The sequence below is a fragment of the Hypericibacter adhaerens genome, assembly GCF_008728835.1.
Classification (GTDB): Bacteria; Pseudomonadota; Alphaproteobacteria; order Dongiales; family Dongiaceae; genus Hypericibacter; species Hypericibacter adhaerens.
On record NZ_CP042582.1, the window covers coordinates 1,410,600 to 1,426,092 of the forward strand.

At 63.6% G+C, this 15,493-nt stretch carries 11 protein-coding genes and 1 pseudogene; 4 read left to right on the forward strand and 8 right to left on the reverse strand.

Features of this window, described 5'->3' with window-relative positions; all coding sequences use genetic code 11:
• Nucleotides 1–4: 4 nt before the first annotated feature.
• Both FRZ61_RS06210 and FRZ61_RS06215 read right to left on the reverse strand, forming a co-directional pair.
• Nucleotides 5–1,159 carry an ABC transporter permease gene (locus FRZ61_RS06210; RefSeq protein ID WP_151115778.1) on the reverse strand — a complete coding sequence of 385 codons (1,155 nt, stop codon included), beginning with the start codon at nt 1,157–1,159 and terminating at the stop codon, nt 5–7.
• 334 nt (nt 1,160–1,493) lie between these two features.
• Nucleotides 1,494–3,113, reverse strand: coding sequence for a GMC family oxidoreductase (locus FRZ61_RS06215; RefSeq protein WP_151115780.1), 1,620 nt, complete (start codon nt 3,111–3,113; stop codon nt 1,494–1,496).
• Between the two features lie 196 nt (nt 3,114–3,309).
• On the opposite strand from FRZ61_RS06215, the gene FRZ61_RS06220 reads away from it, so the two are divergent.
• Nucleotides 3,310–4,317 (forward strand): arginase family protein, encoded by a 1,008-nt coding sequence (locus tag FRZ61_RS06220; RefSeq protein WP_151115782.1) that lies wholly within the window; start codon nt 3,310–3,312, stop codon nt 4,315–4,317.
• 70 nt (nt 4,318–4,387) lie between these two features.
• On the opposite strand, the gene FRZ61_RS06225 is transcribed toward FRZ61_RS06220, so the two are convergent.
• Both FRZ61_RS06225 and FRZ61_RS06230 read right to left on the reverse strand, forming a co-directional pair.
• A complete protein-coding gene (locus FRZ61_RS06225; RefSeq protein ID WP_151115784.1) occupies nt 4,388–4,768 on the reverse strand; it encodes an endonuclease domain-containing protein in 381 nt (126 codons plus the stop codon).
• A gap of 127 nt (nt 4,769–4,895) precedes the next feature.
• Nucleotides 4,896–5,714: an N-formylglutamate amidohydrolase gene (locus FRZ61_RS06230; RefSeq protein ID WP_151115786.1), complete on the reverse strand. Its 819-nt coding sequence runs from the start codon at nt 5,712–5,714 to the stop codon at nt 4,896–4,898.
• Nucleotides 5,715–6,026: 312 nt separating this feature from the next.
• Between FRZ61_RS06230 and corA the strand changes: the two genes are divergently transcribed.
• The 3 genes from corA to FRZ61_RS06245 all read left to right on the forward strand — a co-directional run bounded on the left by corA (nt 6,027) and on the right by FRZ61_RS06245 (nt 8,676).
• Entirely contained in the window at nt 6,027–7,025 is a 999-nt protein-coding gene (gene corA, locus FRZ61_RS06235; protein ID WP_151120715.1) for a magnesium/cobalt transporter CorA, read from the forward strand.
• Nucleotides 7,026–7,123: 98 nt separating this feature from the next.
• Nucleotides 7,124–7,933: an undecaprenyl-diphosphate phosphatase gene (locus FRZ61_RS06240; protein WP_151115788.1), complete on the forward strand. Its 810-nt coding sequence runs from the start codon at nt 7,124–7,126 to the stop codon at nt 7,931–7,933.
• A 206-nt stretch (nt 7,934–8,139) separates the two neighbouring features.
• Nucleotides 8,140–8,676, forward strand: coding sequence for a glyoxalase superfamily protein (locus tag FRZ61_RS06245; RefSeq protein ID WP_151115790.1), 537 nt, complete (start codon nt 8,140–8,142; stop codon nt 8,674–8,676).
• A 111-nt stretch (nt 8,677–8,787) separates the two neighbouring features.
• On the opposite strand, the gene FRZ61_RS26785 is transcribed toward FRZ61_RS06245, so the two are convergent.
• The 4 genes and pseudogenes from FRZ61_RS26785 to FRZ61_RS06260 form a co-directional block, all read right to left on the reverse strand.
• A complete protein-coding gene (locus FRZ61_RS26785) occupies nt 8,788–8,916 on the reverse strand; it encodes a hypothetical protein (RefSeq protein ID WP_263641755.1) in 129 nt (42 codons plus the stop codon).
• Between the two features lie 38 nt (nt 8,917–8,954).
• Nucleotides 8,955–9,020 (reverse strand): annotated as a pseudogene (locus FRZ61_RS26915) (hypothetical protein); the annotation flags it as partial.
• A 502-nt stretch (nt 9,021–9,522) separates the two neighbouring features.
• Entirely contained in the window at nt 9,523–10,107 is a 585-nt protein-coding gene (locus FRZ61_RS06255; RefSeq protein WP_151115792.1) for a hypothetical protein, read from the reverse strand.
• A 533-nt stretch (nt 10,108–10,640) separates the two neighbouring features.
• On the reverse strand, nt 10,641–15,311 hold the full coding sequence (locus tag FRZ61_RS06260) for an RHS repeat-associated core domain-containing protein (protein WP_151115794.1): 4,671 nt from the start codon (nt 15,309–15,311) through the stop codon (nt 10,641–10,643).
• Between the last annotated feature and the right edge of the window lie 182 nt (nt 15,312–15,493).

Consider the following 15,493-nt stretch of genomic DNA (forward strand, 5'->3'; position numbering starts at 1 on the left):
GCCCTCAGATGCCCAGCGCGTTGGTCAGGACGGCGAAGATGCCGTCCGTGACGATGATGAAGACGATGCCGGTGACGACCGCGGAGGTGGCGGCCAGGCCGACGGCCGAGGCGCTGCGCCCGCACTGGATGCCGCGCAGGCAGCCGGCGACCGCCACCAGCACGCCGAACACCGAGCTCTTGGCGATGCCGATGATGAAGTCGACGAGGCCGACCCCGTGCAGGGTCTCGTTGACATAGGAGGTCACCGAGAGATCGAGCATGGCGACGCCGACAAGCGCGCCGCCCAGGATGCCGAGCAGGTCGGCGAACACGCAGAGCAGCGGCATCATCAAGATGAGCGCGATCATCCGCGGCAGGACCAGGAACTCCATCGAGGAGAGCCCGAAGGTGGAGAGCGCGTCGATCTCCTCGTTCACCTGCATGGTGCCGAGCTGGGCCGCGAAGGCGGCACCGGTGCGCCCCGCCATGATGATGGCGGTCATGAGCGCGCCCATCTCGCGGGCCATGGCGATGCCGACGAGGTCGGCGACATAGATCTGGGCGCCGAACTGCTGCAGCTGGACGGCGCCGACGAAGGCGAGGATGAGGCCGACCAGGAAGGAGATCAGCGCCACGATGGGCAGCGCCGCGGCCCCGCATTCGTAGATGATGTCGACGAGATCGGAGCGCCGGTAGCGCGCCTGGCCGATCAGCAGCCGGCCGAAGGTCTGGATCGAGAGGCCGAGGAATTCGAGCATCTGCCCGCCCGAACGCCAGAAGGCCAGGGACTCCTTGCCGACCAGGGTCAGGAACCCCTCGCGCTTCCCGCCCCGGCGGGCGCCCTGGCGCTCCGGCACGGCGGTGGCGAGCTTCAAGAGGCGGCTGGCGCCTTCCGGCAGGTTGCCGGCGTCGAGCGCCAGGCCGCGGGTCTTGCAGAGATCCTGGATGCCGACCAGGAAGGCGAGCAGGCCGCTGTCCCAATGGCCGAGCTGGCCCGCATCGAAGGCCAGGCGCTGCGCGGTGGGCTTGGCGCCGAGCTGCTGGTCGACCTGGGCGGCGGTGGGCAGCCCGCTGCGGAGCTGCCAGTCGCCCGCCAGGCGCAGCAGGATGGTTTCCGCACCCTGCGGCACGAGGCTGAGCGCAGGCGCCGAATGATCGCTGGAAGCTGTCGCTGCCAAGATGTCCGCCCCCGGGCCTTGTCAGTCGTCACATCAAGGGATGTAAGGCCAGGAATGCTGGCCGACCATCCCTGCGGGCGGCCTCGGTGGTGATGAACCGCCCCGATCCCTGTTCCCGCTCATGCCCGAGCGGGGCTGGTTGGAACGGGCTTAGCAAAATTATGAGTCCATTTAGCCCATTGATAGGGGCGGGGCGTCAATAGCCCGGGCTCCTCGCCCCGATCCCCGGGGTGACATCCGCCATTAAACCGTTGCCATCGGTGCGGCGATTGATCTTTTACGACAAAACGCCGTCACCGACCGCGACGTTGCGGATAGCCCTCGGTGTTTTCCTCTATACCCGCCCGCGGATGAGGTCTGCGGCCTTCTCCGCGATCATCACCACCGCGGCGTTGATGTTGCCGCTCGGCAGGTCGGGCATGACCGAGGCGTCCACCACGCGCAGGCCCTCGATCCCGCGCAGGCGGAGCTTCGTGTCCACCACGGCCATCGGATCGGAATCGACGCCCATCTTGCAGGTGCCGGCCGGGTGGTGGACGGTGATCGAGGTGTTGCGGATATGGGTGTCGATGTCGGCATCGGCACTCTTCTCGAGGCCGGGGGCGATCTCGCGCGCGATGAAGGGCTGCATCGAAGGCTGGGCGGCCACCTCGCGCGCCAGCCGCACGCCGCCCCTCAGCGCCTTCCAGTCGGCATCGACCGAAAGGAAGTTCTGCAGGATGCGCGGATGCGCGTTGGGATCGGTCGATTTCAGCGTGACCGTGCCGCGCGCCTCGGGATGCAGCATGACGATGCGGCAGGCGAAGGCGTCCGGGAACGGTTTCTTGAAGGGCTCGAAATAGGGCCAGGCGCCGAGCGAGGCCGCGGTCAGCAGGAACTGGGTGTCGGGCAATTTCAGATCCGGCCGGCTCTTGAGAAAGGCCGTGATGCCGCCCGGCACGTCGGCGGCGAAGCCTGTGCCGAAGCAATAGGCCGCGATCAGCGACGGCCCGATGCGGTCATAGCGCATGGCGCGCAGGAAGGGGCTGGGCGGGCTTTTGCGCAGATACATCAGGATCACGGATACATGATCCTGCAGGTTCTGGCCGACGCCGGGGAGCGCCACCTTGACCGGGATGCCGTGCTTCTTGAGCGCGGCCGGATCGCCGATGCCCGACAGCATCAGGGTCTGCGGCGTGTTGATGACGCCGCCCGCCAGGATCAGCTCGCGGGCCGCTCGGACCTGGCGGGTCTGTCCGTCCTGCAGATACTCGACGCCGACCGCGCGGTTGCCCTCGATGAGGACGCGCGTGACCATCGCCCGGACCTCGATCGAGAGCGAGCCGCGCTTCAAGGCCGGGCGCAGATAGGCGGTGGCGGCCGAGGAGCGCCGGCCCCGGCCGATCGTCATCTGCAGCCGGCCGAAGCCCTCCTGCGTTTCGCCGTTGTAATCGTCGGTCCAGCCATGGCCCGCCGCCTGGCCGGCCGCGGCGAAGGCGTCGAGCAGCGGGTCCTGGTATTTGCAGGTCTGGGTCGAGATCGGACCGTCGCCGCCGCGCCAGCGGCTGGCGCCGCCCTCCCAGCTTTCCTGCTTGCGGAAATAGGGCAGCGCGTCCTCGAAGCCCCAGCCCTCGAGCCCCTGCGACCGCCAGCGCTCGTAATCGCCGCGATTGCCGCGCACATAGGCCATGGCGTTGGTCGAGGAGCAGCCGCCCACCACCTTGCCGCGCGCGCATTCGACGGCGCGGCCGCCGACGCTGGGCTCGGGCTCGCAGAAATACATCCAGTCGTGAAGCCGCTTGGTGAGGATCTTGCCCCAGCCCAGCGGGATATGGATCCAGGGATCGCGGTCCCAGCCGCCGGCCTCGAGGATCAGGACCGAGACGTCCTTGTCCTCGGAGAGGCGGTTGGCGAGCGTGCAGCCGGCGGAGCCGGCGCCGACGATCACGTAATCGTAGGCAGTGATGGAGGGCATGGGCGGATGTCGGTGAAGCGGGGTGAGGCCGGGCCGATACCATGACACAGGCGCCGGTCCGCTGGGGAGCGGGACCATGGCGTAACCAATGGCCGGCGCCGCGGCGGAGCGGAAGGAACATCGCCCTTGACGCCTCCGACCGCGGGCCGGTCCACTGAGCGACAAGGCGGCAGGGAAACGAGGGGAGCGACGCGCCATGGACGAAGCGGAATTCCAGCGCAAGAAGGCGGAGATGGAGCCCTGGTACTGGTGGGGCATCCAGACCTTCTTCAAATGTCCGTGGGACGAGAACCCGGCGAACTGCGATATCGGCCTCGTGAGCGTGCCGCACAGCTCGGGCAACGGCTCGACCGAGCGCGACCAGCATCTGGCGCCGCGCGCCGTGCGCAACGTCTCGGGCTGGTATCGCCGCGGGCATCAGAAATACGGCATCGTGCCCTGGGAAGTGGCGCGCATCCACGATCTGGGCGACGTGCCGCTGCCCCACGCCATGGTCAACGACATCTGCGTCCAGGATATCGAGGGCTTCTTCAAGCGGCTCGACCGCGCCGGCACGCGGCCCGTCTCGATCGGCGGCGACCACGCCATCACCGGCCCGATCCTCAAGGCGATCGCCGGCAAGGAGGCGAGGCTCACGGGCGGGCGTAAATGCGCGCTGCTCCATTTCGACGCCCATCGCGACGATTACGAGCATATCCCGCACTGGCTGGGCTCGGTGCGCTCGGCGGCGCATTGGGCGGCCTATACGGTGGCCGAGCAGCATGTCGATCCGACCCGCTCGGTGCAGCTCGGCATGCGCGGCAACCCGATCAAGCCGCGCGCCGACATCACCGCCAGCAAGCTCGGCTACAAGCTCATTCCCGCCGACGAGTTCTTCGAGCTGGGGATCGAGGAGACGGTGCGCCTGATCCGCGACCGGGTCGGCGACATGCCGCTCTACATCACCTTCGATCTCGACGTGCTCGATCCGACCGAGGCGCCCGCCGTCTCCAACATGGAGCCGATGCAGCGGGGCCTGCGCGCCTGGCAGGCCGAGAAGATCTTCCACGGCCTGCGCGGCCTCGACATCATCGGCGGCGACATCGTCTGCATGATCCCGACCAAGGACAACCCGTCGAACATCACGGCGATGACCGCCATGGCCCTGATGTTCGAGATGATCGCGTTGATCGCGGACGGGGTGGGGCGGGGGAAGAAGGGGTAGGAAACGCCTTTGAGACCGAGCAGCCCCCTCCCTGGCCCTCCCCCTGAAACGGGGGAGGGGATAACAAGCACTAATCCCCTCCCCCAACTTCTGGGGGAGGGTGAGGGAGGGGGCTGCTCGGTCTCCGATGCAGCGCCTCGAGGATCACTTCGATCACCCCTTCCTGATTTCCCATGACGTCGTTGTTCCAGAATCGCAGGACCCGATAGCCCTTCGCTTCAAGCCAGGCCGTTCGCACCTTGTCATAGCCTTCCGTCTCCACATGCGATCCGCCATCGAGCTCGATGACGAGCCGCTCCTTCAGGCAGACGAAGTCGACGATGTATCGGTCGATCGGCTGCTGACGGCGGAAACGAAAGCCTTCAATCTGCTTGCGGCGCAGGAGATACCAGAGACGACGCTCGGGGCCGGACATCTGTTGGCGCAGCGTGCGCGCGGATTGTGTGCTCATGGGGTGGATCATGGCGGCGCTCCGGGTTGAGAGAGCAAGCAGCCCCCTCCCTTACCCTCCCCCATCAAGGGGGAGGGGATAATTTCATGAGACTATTTATAGTATTTTTATCGTATGAAATTACAACCTAGTTCACAAACCGCCCCTGCACCTCGCGCAGCAGGCGATCGAAGAACGCTGCCCAGGCGGCCTGGCCCTGGGGCGTCGTGATCAGGTCCTGGCGGACCTCGATCTCGAGGCTGACGAGGCCGCGTTTCTCGCCATGGACGGGGACCGTGTAGTCGGTCTCGTCGCTCAAGCGGTAAGGCTCGTTGTCGCCCACCACCAGCAGCCGGCCGGCTTCGGCATGGCCGCTGTCGGCGGGCACCGCGGCCGACTGGAGCAGAGGGCGGATCGCGTCGGCGAGGCGCCGGTCGCGGTTATAGAGCAGCCCCACATGCCAGGGGCGCGCCTTGCCCTTATAGACCGGCGTGAAGCTGTGCATGGCCACCAGCAGGGTCGGCCGTCCCGCCGCCTTGCGGTCGTCGAGCAGGCGCTCGATCGCCTCCTGGTAGGGGCGCCAGATCTCCTCGCGCCTGAGGGCGACCTCGGCCGGGGCCAGGTCGCGATTGCCGGGGATATGGGTGTTCTCGCTGATCCGGGTGGCGAAATCGGGCGCCTCGGGCGGGCGGTTGCAGTCGCAGACCAGGCGCGAATAGACCTGCCGGATCGCGGTGGCATCCAGGCGCTGCGCCAGCTGCCGCGTCAGCCCCGCGGCCCCGATATCCCAGCCGATATGCCGCTCCAGCTCGAAGGCCGGAATGCCGAGGTCGCCCAGGCGGCGCGGCAGCAGCCGTCCGCCATGATCGCAGGTCAGGAAATAAGGCGACCGCCCATCCGGTACGTGGATGGCCACGGGAGCGGGTTCGTCGGGATCGAGCAGGGTTTCCGGCGGCATGGTTGTCATGAGGGGAGGAGATGGCAATGGGGAAGGGCGGCTCGGGCGAATGAGACGCAGTCTAGCCCGGCGCGGAGAAGGGGCAAACCGGCTTGGGGGCGGGCGGGCTGCCAGCGGTCTGATCATGGTTTGCGGACGAAGACAGGGACCCCATCCCCGAGGTCGCGCACGGGCCCTGAGGAGTTCGTCATGGGCCCCATCGATTTCACCGTCGGGCGGCCTCTTTCGTTCATCCCGCGGTGGCTCCCGGCAGGGCCCGCGTGATAAGGTCCGCCCGATTCAAGCTGACCCCTCGAGGCATGAGGGGCCGAGGTGCTGCTCATGTATGGAACGCCCACCACGGCTGTCACGCAGCAGGTCGTCAATTGCCGCCTTTATTGCGAAGGCCGCGCGGTCAAGGACATCGACATCGAGCATCTCGATGAGGTGGCCGACGCGCCGGGCCAGCTCATCTGGATCGGCCTCTACGACCCGGACGAGGAGGTGCTGGCCAAGGTGCAGAAGCGGTTCGGCCTGCACGAGCTGGCGATCGAGGACGCCCATCTCGCCCATCAGCGCCCCAAGCTCGAGGTCTATGGCGACACCCTGTTCCTGGTGCTGCATACGGCGCGCCGGCAGGCGGGCGAGTTCGCCTTCGGCGAGAGCCATTTCTTCATCGGCCGCGGCTATGTCGTCACCATCCGCCATGGCCCCTCGGAGACCTTCGCCGCCGTGCGCCAGCGTTGCGAGGCGGCGCCGCAGATGCTGCGCAAGGGCGAGGATTTCATCCTCTACGCGCTGATGGACTTCGTGGTCGACAACTACTTCCCGATCATCGACGCCATGGAGGCCGAGATCGAGCAGATCGAGGACGACATCTTCTCGAACCGCTTCACCTCGGACGATATCGAGAAGGTGTTCGGCCTGAGGCGCGATCTCGTGGCACTGCGCCATGCGGTGCAGCCCTTGCAGGACATCTGCACCCGCATCATGCGCTTCGACGTGCCGCTGATCGACCGCGACACCTACCCCTATTTCCGCGACGTGCAGGACCACGCGATCAAGGCGAGCCAGGGCATCGAGACTTTGCGCGAGACGGTGGGCTCGGCCCTGGACGCGCATCTCATGCTCTCGTCGGTCAAGGCCAACGAGGTGATGAAGAAGTTGGCCGGCTGGGCCGCCATCCTGGCGGTGCCGACCGCCATCGCCGGCATCTACGGCATGAACTTCAAATACATGCCGGAGCTCGAATGGGCCTGGGGCTATCCGCTGACGCTGGTCGCGATCGGCGGCATCTGCGGCTATCTCTATTACCGCTTCCACAAGGCGGGCTGGATCTAGCATTCCGCAGGCCTTCACCGATCTTCGCGATCGTGGGCCCGCGCGGCCACGGTTCACGGCAGCAGGTCGCCGCTCCCGACATAACGGAACAGTAAGGCATGATCGATTTCCAGGTCTTGGCGCAGGCCGCCCTCCTCGGGCTGGTCGAAGGCGTAACGGAGTTCCTGCCGGTCTCGTCGACCGGCCATCTCATCCTTGCCGGCTATTTCGTGGATTTCCCCGAGCCGCTCGGCAAGATCTTCGACGTCGTGATCCAGCTCGGCGCCATTCTCGCGATCGTCGTCCTCTACTGGGGCAAGCTGTGGCGCGCGCTCGTCGGCCTGGCGAGCAGTAACGCGGAGAGGCGCTTCGCGCTGTCGGTCCTGATCGCTTTCCTGCCGGCGGCGGTGATCGGGGCCATCCTCCACGACTTCATCAAGAGCGTGCTGTTTTCGCCCTGGATCGTCGCGGCGTCGCTGGTTGTCGGCGGCCTCGTCATCCTGCTGATCGAGGCGATGACACTGTCGCCCCGCCATCACGAGGCCGACCGGCTGCCCTTCGGCACCTCGTTCGGCATCGGCCTGTGCCAGTGCATCGCGATGATACCGGGCGTCTCGCGATCGGGCGCCACGATCCTCGGCGCCATGTGCCTGGGTGTCGATCGCCGCGCCGCCGCCGAGTTCTCCTTCTTCCTCGCCATCCCCACCATGCTCGGCGCCACGGTCCTGGACCTCTACAAGGGCCATGCCGCGCTCGGTGCGGAGGAATACCAGATCATCGCCGTGGGCTTCGTCGTCGCGTTCATTTCCGCCGTGGCGGTCGTGCGCGCGTTCGTGGCCTTCCTCCAGAACCATACCTTCCGCGTCTTCGGGTGGTACCGGATCCTGGCGGGGCTCGCCATGATGCTCGTGCTCTGGCGCCTCGCCTGACCGGTCGGGTGCGCGCCGCTCCAGCGTTGCGTGCGATCGCTGCTCCTTCTATCCTGCGGCCAGGCCGGTACAGCCTGCCGCTCGCGCCCGTCCGGGCATGGTGAATGTATCCTTCGGCGCCTTCGCTCGATCCTCGTTGAACGGCGAACGCATCAGCAACGCGAGCCCTGACCGCCTCGTTCGCCGCAAACGGAGGATTGATGCCGATGCGCAGCTTCACCGATGCCAAGGCGATGGCCAGGTCGCTCCGCGCCGCGCTGGAGAAACGCCAGGTCGCCGTCACCCATGCCGAGGCGCTGGAGATCGTCGCCGCCCAGCTCGGCCTGGAGAACTGGAACATTCTTGCCGCCAGGATCGCCGCCGCCGAGAAGGCCGGGATCGCGTTCGACCAGACCGCGCCCATCCTGAGGATCTTCGACGAGGTCAAGGCCAAGGAGTTCTATGTCGGATTCCTCGGCTTCGATCTCGATTGGGAACATCGCTTCGGCGACAACTTCCCGCTCTATGCGCAAGTGTCACGGGCCGGCTTGACATTGCATCTGAGCGGGCATCACGGCGACGCGAGCCCCGGATCGACGGTGTTCGTCGCGATGCGCGGCATCCATGCGTTCCACCGGGAGCTGACCGCCCGGAACTACGCCCCTATGAAGCCCGGCATCGAGGACCTGCCCTGGGGGCTGGTCATGGAGGTGACCGATCCCTTCAGCAACCGCATCCGGTTCTGCGAGAAGCCAAGACCGTAGGATCGATCCCCTCTCCCGTCTTCGGGGGAGGGCAAACGCGATGTCGATGACCGAGCAGCCCCCTCCTTGATCCTCCCCCGCAGAGCGGGGGAGGAGACCGCAAAAATCCGCTCAGCTCCGTCCTTTCCTGGCCCGCCGGACCAGCGCCGCGGTCGAGGGGTCGTGGTGGTCGAGGGCGTCGGCATAGTGGATCTCCGCCTCGACGCGCGAGGCGAGCTTCTTGCCGAGCTCGACGCCCACTGGTCGAAGCTGTTGATATGCCAGACCACGCCCTCGATGAAGGTCTTGTGCTCGTAGAGGGCCAAGAGCTGGCCCAGGGTGCGGGCATCGAGGCACGGGCGCACTCAATCTGTTCCGCGGTTGATGCTCGATGAAGTTGACACTGCTGCCATCAAAGCTTCGTTCCGCACTTGGCGCATTCCCTTGGCACTCCAAGGCCACCCCAATACGCAAATTCTTCCCCAAAGATTTGAGCTTTCCTCTTGTAGATTCGTGTTCCGCAATTTGGGCATCGAAGACTGAGAAGGTAGGCGCCCGCCAGCGCCGGAACAATGACCGCAAGCACCAGCAGTAGCTTTATCTCTGTTGTAATTCCCCAGGCTCCGAGGCCCACAAAATTCAGAAAAGCGATGAATATCGCAATGATTGCCCGCTTTCGAACGGGCAGAGAATGTTTTCCTGTATCCGCCATCTTATTCTTCGCTTACTTCTCGCAGGATGCGGGCATCGAGGTGCGGGCGCGTTCAAATTCTTCCGCCGTTGATGTTCGATAAAGTTACCTTCAGAGGTAAAGCATCGCGTCATCAGATTGTCATCGCCTGGGAGCTAGCAAAGTGACTGCAGGCTTCAGGCCAGATCTCTCGAACAGTCGAATTGCCCCATCAGCGACTCTGCGTTGGCAAGGTGTGTCTTCTCATTCGAGTAAAAGAAGATGTTTCCTTCCCAAAACTCGATCCTGTCGGAACTGCCACCAGCGATCAGCCACCCGTCCCAGCCATTAATGATGATGAGCGATGCGAGCCCAATCAGGATCCCCGTCTCCCGGGCTTGCTCCTTGGAGATCCTCGTCTGATCGCGCTCATCGTAGGGATAAGGGTCAAAATAGTGTCCGGGCGCCTCGGATAACGACCTGCTTTCACCTAGTCCCTGCCGTGCAGAGACAAAGAGATCGTAAGCGCTCGGAAACATGTCATCCCAGTGGTCGATCCAGAGCAATCGATGAGTGTAAGTCGAATGCCATCGATTCATGGCTTCGAGAAAGTCAACGAGGCGCCCTACATCACTTGGTGGTCTGCCACCAACTCGAGACTGTCGAGAAGCCATGTCGGGCCTCAGGACGAGGGTGGTGCGCCGCAAGTGAAGGGCAGGCTTCACGCTGAAGCCCTCCTGTCCAAACAGATTCTCGGCTTCTTTCGTGGTTAGGCAGCGCATGTCGATAGTCTCGCCCTTCCAGCAGCTGGCACGGCACCAGCCCGCTTCCAAGCACCGTCACTACGTCCTTGATCCAAGCGATAACTGGGCTTGACCGACATTAACAGCGCAATGCGGATTTCGTGCTTCACTATTCTGTAGTCGTGCGTTTGCTGCTATTTCAGAGACCGACCATCCATTCCCAAGCGCCTATCGCCGATCTCCTCTTCGATCCTCCCCAGCAGCATACTGTGGTAGGTCGTGGAGCGCGCGTTCGAATGCAGACTTTATCTCTGACTGACTGAAACCTCGATCCCACAGCTCCGTGGTCAAGTCGGCAATGACGACCTCGAGAGTGGGGCGACCGTAGGGGTTGCTTTGCCTTAGCTCTGCGCAGCTCAGTGCGAATTTATGAGCCTCGTCAAGACAACGCGTCTCCCATGGCGCTTCGCCTTTGTCTTTGCCTTTCACGGCATTCCTCCTGACTGTAGCCATGCCCGCTAAGAGCGGATGCGGCATGTATGTGTCGTCGCCTTGCCCTTGGATGGCGTCACCTAGTAGGCGGGAGTGGAATAAAGCATCGTCCCTACGAAAGCTCCAACAGGACCGCCGAATCGGACGATCGGAGGCAAGGGATTGGCCGGCAAGGGGTTAGGATGAGCCTGCTCTTCGGTTATGGGATTACCGTTTCGGTCAAACCTAGTCCAGGGCGTACGGGGAGTATTGGTTTTCCAGTATCCTTGAGAACCTGGAGGCCCTCCCGGTGAACCTGGCGGCCCTCCTGGATTCTCTGGTGGAACCCATTGACACATCGAGCGCCCCCCGGGCTGCGGTGGTCCGAAAAATGCGCCTGGACGCTGACCTGGGCCTGCCGGTGTCCATGGACCTCCGGGTACAACACCATTTGGATCGGGGATGCTCTGCAGGCCCTCAGGATCCGTGTAGAAAATCGGGTTGCTTTGTACGTAAGCGTACAAATTCCCCGCCGGATCACTCGCCTCCCCGACGGGATCGCGCGAGAGCCAACGGCCGGCCACAGGGTCGTATGCGCGGAACGGCGTCAGGTAGAGCCCACTGTCGGCATTGTAGAACGTGCCCGCATAGCCGAAGTCGGTGAGCGGGGCCGTCACTTGCAGCGCGTTGCCATAGGGATCATAGCTGTAAGCTGGTGCAGTAATGGTATCTGCGAACGCACGTCGGACCGAGCCGAGTTGGTCAACGCCGTAATAGTAAGGCTGCGCTGGTGATCCGGCCGCAAGCTCCCCTTCGGCGTAGTACTCCCTCGCTAGCGAATTGCTTGCGTCCCGCGCTTGACACAAGCGCATGCCGCACCAGAGATAAGAGGTCGTGATCGCGCTGCCCCCGCCTGCCGGCGTGCTGGTGATTGCGACCCGACGACCGAGGCCATCATACGTGAAAGCGGTCTGCTTCCCAGCTTGCCCCGGATAGGTGATGCCCACGAGGCGGTTCTCCGCGTCCCACGCAAAGCTGCGCACCCCGTCCGAGAGCAGGTTTCCGTTGGCATCGTAGGTCAATGTCTGCCCTGACAGGTCGGTCAGCTGATTGAGATTGTTGTAGCTGGCCGTCTGCACGCCGGGGCTGGGATATACGGCGGCACTGTCGCTGGTCTCCGTGATGTCGCTGATGAAGCTCTCGGGCGTCGTTGTGAACTGAAGGTTCGTGAACTGGCCTGCCGACAGGCCCACATTGCTGATGCTGGCGAGCCGCCGATCGCCCGAGTTCGGGAGATAGCCCCAACTGGTCGCAAGGGTCGAGCTGGCGAGCTGACGCTGGGTTACCTGCCTTGTCTGCCCAAGATAGCTGAGTGTGAACTGCCCGAGGTCGCCCCCATGGCTGGTGAGCCGGCTGATGGCGTCGTAGCCGAAGGTCTCGGCTCCGGCGTTGCCGATGGTCCGGGATGCAAGTCGGCCGAGCTCATCGTAGTCATAAGTGATAGCGCTGTTCGAGAGAGGTCCGGTGTCTTGCTGAAGCTGAAGGGCGCCGAGGGATCCAATGGGTATATAGCCGTACTGCGTAGTGCCGATCCCGTCGGTCATCGACACGACGCGCGGGAAATACGGATCGTAAGTGAAGCTCACGCTCGATGTCGGGTTTATGGCGTTCAAATAGGAGATCTCCGCGAGGCGATCGTCGTTCGCGTAGCTGAACTGCTTCGTCTGCCCGAGCGCGTCCAGCACGGATTTCAGGTGGCTCGTCGTGGTTTCGTAGGTGTAGGTGACGGCGCTGCTGTCGGCGTAGGTCTTCTGGATGAGCCGCCCCTCGACATCGTAGCTCCAGCTTGTGGTGTGGCCGGCTGGGTCGGTCAGGCTCGTGAGCTGGCCGTTTCCGTTGTAGCCGAAGAGCATCTGCTGCCCGCGCGGGTCCGTGACCGCGGCCAGGCGCCGGTTGGCGTCATGCGTGTAGCTCCAGAGCCGCCCTTGGCGGTCCTGAAACGAAGCGAGATCGAGCTTGTCGTAAGTGTAAAGGTCGGTCGTTCCATCGGGATAGGTGATCCTGGTGATCCGATCCGCGGCGTCATAGTCGTAGGTGGCTGTCCACCCTTCGGAGTCCGTGAAGGTTCGGATACGATCATAGGCGTCATAGGTGAAGCTGGCGGCGGTGACGTCGTTGGCGTTGATGATCGCGGTGAGGTCGCCGGTCGCGTTGTACTGGTAAGTAGTCTTCTGACCCAAGGGATTGGTTATCGATGTGACCTGGCCGGCAGCGTTATAGGTGAACAGGGTGGTTTGGCCGGCCGCATCGGTGTAGTAGATCGGCCGGTGCTGGTTGTTGTAGATGAATTGCGCGATCGTCTGCTGAACGCCATAGGCCATTGTCTGGCTTATGGCGGAGAGATCGATCTGGTTGGCATAGGAATACGACGTGGTGCGCCCCAGAGGATCGACGGTCTTGGTGACTTTGAAGAATCCTGCGGTGCCATAGGATGTCAGGCTGAGCTGCGTCGTGCCGTCGTCGAGCACGCGGCCCTGGGCGATCGGCTCGCCATAGGTACCTGTACGGTACGAGTTCGCCTGACCCGGATAGTTGAACCATATGCGATTTTCGAGCGGGTATTTGACGCTCTCGATGACAGCCGATTTCTGGTTCGTGTCACCGGCGTGGAGGAAATGCCGCTCCCGGGCCTTGGTATAGTCGCAGCCCCCGGTGGGGGTACATCCGGCGGTGGCGTACGCGTCCTTGTCCCAATGGAAACTGTTGCGATAAACGAGGTACTGATTCGTCAGCGGGACCGGCATGCCCGAAGGCACAGTTCCCGCCGGATCGCTACTCGGGACCGGCGCGGGCTCGAGCCATTCCTCTCGCTCGTTGTAGCCCATAGGATCCGTTACCTGAACAAAGCGCGGCGGGGCACTGGTCCCTGGCGCGGTGTAGGCGAAGCTTGTCGTCCCATAGGGTGTCGTCATGGAATTGACGAGCGAGTTGGCGTCGTAAGTGAAACTTGAGGTAAGGCCGATCACATCGGTGATGGAGCTGAGACGCCCAAGGGAATCATAAGCAAGAGACGCGCTGCGTCCGAACGGATCAGTGACCCCTGTTATCAGGAGCGGGCGGGCCGAGAGGCCGTAAGTGAAAGTTGTCTGCCGATCTGTCGCATCTGTCAGCGAGGTGAGCCGCAGCTGGCCGTCATAGTTGAGCGTAAGCGCATTGCCCTGGGGATCGATGACCTGGCTCAGGAAGACGCGACGCGGATAGCTCGGGCTACCATCGGACTGGGCGTAGATCTCGACGCTACCGTCCCCCATCAGGCGCCGATAGGTTATAGGCGACTGCGATGCAAGAACGAGTACAGAGCCGTCGCTGCTCTGAATCGCAAAACGACCCGTGCTGCTCTGATATCCCGTGTAACTATACGCACCACCACCGGCGATATACCGAGACACGCTCCCACCGGGGTTTGTTGGGTCATCGGTTACATAGGTCAGCCAGTTCAAGGTCCATTTCGGGCTGACATTGAAGAAGCTGAAGTTCGCCGGCTGGCTGTCTTCCCTCTGGTTATAGGTGATCTGCACCTTTGCCGAGGGGCCGACGGGAGGCATGTATCCCACGGGGGTGTCAGAGAGACTCAGGCTCACTGTCGATTCGCCGATATTGTAGGTGCATAATGGACAGGGCCCATTTGCGCTCGGCGGGTCTGCCGGCGTATCTTGCGGGCCGGCAAGGCCCGGCGTCGTGCCGGTTGTCGCACCCTTGCCCCAAATCGTCTTGGCTTCCTTCTCATCGACCGCACGCCATCCAGCGCCGACGGGCGCTCCGGCTGGAGCCAGAAAATAGCCGCTCGCTTCGGCCTCAAGTGCCGCCTGCGTTACCCACAGCTCTCCGCTGGGAAGCGCGGAATCTTCGACGTGGAACCGCCCATTGGCTTGGCCCACGATGGCCGCAAAATGACCGATCTTCCAATGCACCACGGCTGGCACCGGGACCGGCTGCCCCGGCGCGCGGAAGAACATTCGGTGGTCGAAACCTGCCTTGGCCGCGAGTTCCCCTATCTCGGAGAGACTCGTGCCATTGTCGCTAGCCTGATACCATTGGAGAAACTCGACACTATCGACGCTGGCGCCTTTGGCGAGCATCATTGATCGCAGAGCCAGGGGCCCGCAGTTGAATAGATGCCTGGGGTCTCGCTTCACGAGCGCCAACTCTTCTCGAGCGCTTTGCACGGCCTCGGTCGCCGAGCCGGTTATTGGACGATCGCCGATCTCGTCGAAAAGCGCGGCTAGTTCCTTGTTCTTGCCAAGTGAGGCTTCTAGGTGAGCCAACTCGCCCACTGCGCGATCAACGAGCGCCTTGGCGTCCGGATCCGTGGCGTGCTTTCCCTCCCGCCAGGCGGTTTGCCACGCATCGAGAGCGCGCGAGAAATACCCGTCATGAAGATAGATCAGCCCCAAATTGGTAAGCAGCGCCGGGGCCCAGCCTGAATGCGGATAAGCCGCCACGAATTTGCTCAAGCTCTCGGCATCTTCCGGCGCTGTGCGCTGATTATAAACCGTCAAGGCCTGCGATAGCGCTCGGTTTTCGTCAGGTGTCGTCGGCTGGGTGGATATAAGCGGTTCCGGAAAATGGGCCGCTCGAATGACATTCTCGAGCGAAACATCGTTGGCTTCGGCGCTATCCCCTGTTTGCGCCAACGCTAGAGGTCCCGTGGCCAGCGACGCCAGCGTGGCGATCAGAGCCGTGAGCAACGCAAAATTCTGCTTGCCCCTCATTTTCGTGTGCCTCCTTGCGCCCTTGTGCCTCTTCCACATGTGGCCTTGCATCGCGACGATGCCCGGCCTCGCTTGCACCAATTCAGCTACACAGCTTCATCTCCGCGTTTCTTTCATGCGTTCCCGCACGTCACGCGGACGCCGGGGCGGGCTGCGCGTGTTATGGCGCTGTCCACAAGAAG

Bases quoted from the DNA above. Each gene is read 5' to 3' on its own strand.
- FRZ61_RS06225 (WP_151115784.1), bottom strand. From the start codon at position 4,768: ATGAGCACACAATCCGCGCGCACGCTGCGCCAACAGATGTCCGGCCCC.
- FRZ61_RS06230 (WP_151115786.1), bottom strand. From the start codon at position 5,714: ATGACAACCATGCCGCCGGAAACCCTGCTCGATCCCGACGAACCCGCT.
- FRZ61_RS06215 (WP_151115780.1), bottom strand. From the start codon at position 3,113: ATGCCCTCCATCACTGCCTACGATTACGTGATCGTCGGCGCCGGCTCC.
- FRZ61_RS06220 (WP_151115782.1), top strand. From the start codon at position 3,310: ATGGACGAAGCGGAATTCCAGCGCAAGAAGGCGGAGATGGAGCCCTGG.
- FRZ61_RS06260 (WP_151115794.1), bottom strand. From the start codon at position 15,311: ATGAGGGGCAAGCAGAATTTTGCGTTGCTCACGGCTCTGATCGCCACG.
- FRZ61_RS06240 (WP_151115788.1), top strand. From the start codon at position 7,124: ATGATCGATTTCCAGGTCTTGGCGCAGGCCGCCCTCCTCGGGCTGGTC.
- FRZ61_RS06245 (WP_151115790.1), top strand. From the start codon at position 8,140: ATGCGCAGCTTCACCGATGCCAAGGCGATGGCCAGGTCGCTCCGCGCC.
- corA (WP_151120715.1), top strand. From the start codon at position 6,027: ATGTATGGAACGCCCACCACGGCTGTCACGCAGCAGGTCGTCAATTGC.
- FRZ61_RS06255 (WP_151115792.1), bottom strand. From the start codon at position 10,107: ATGCGCTGCCTAACCACGAAAGAAGCCGAGAATCTGTTTGGACAGGAG.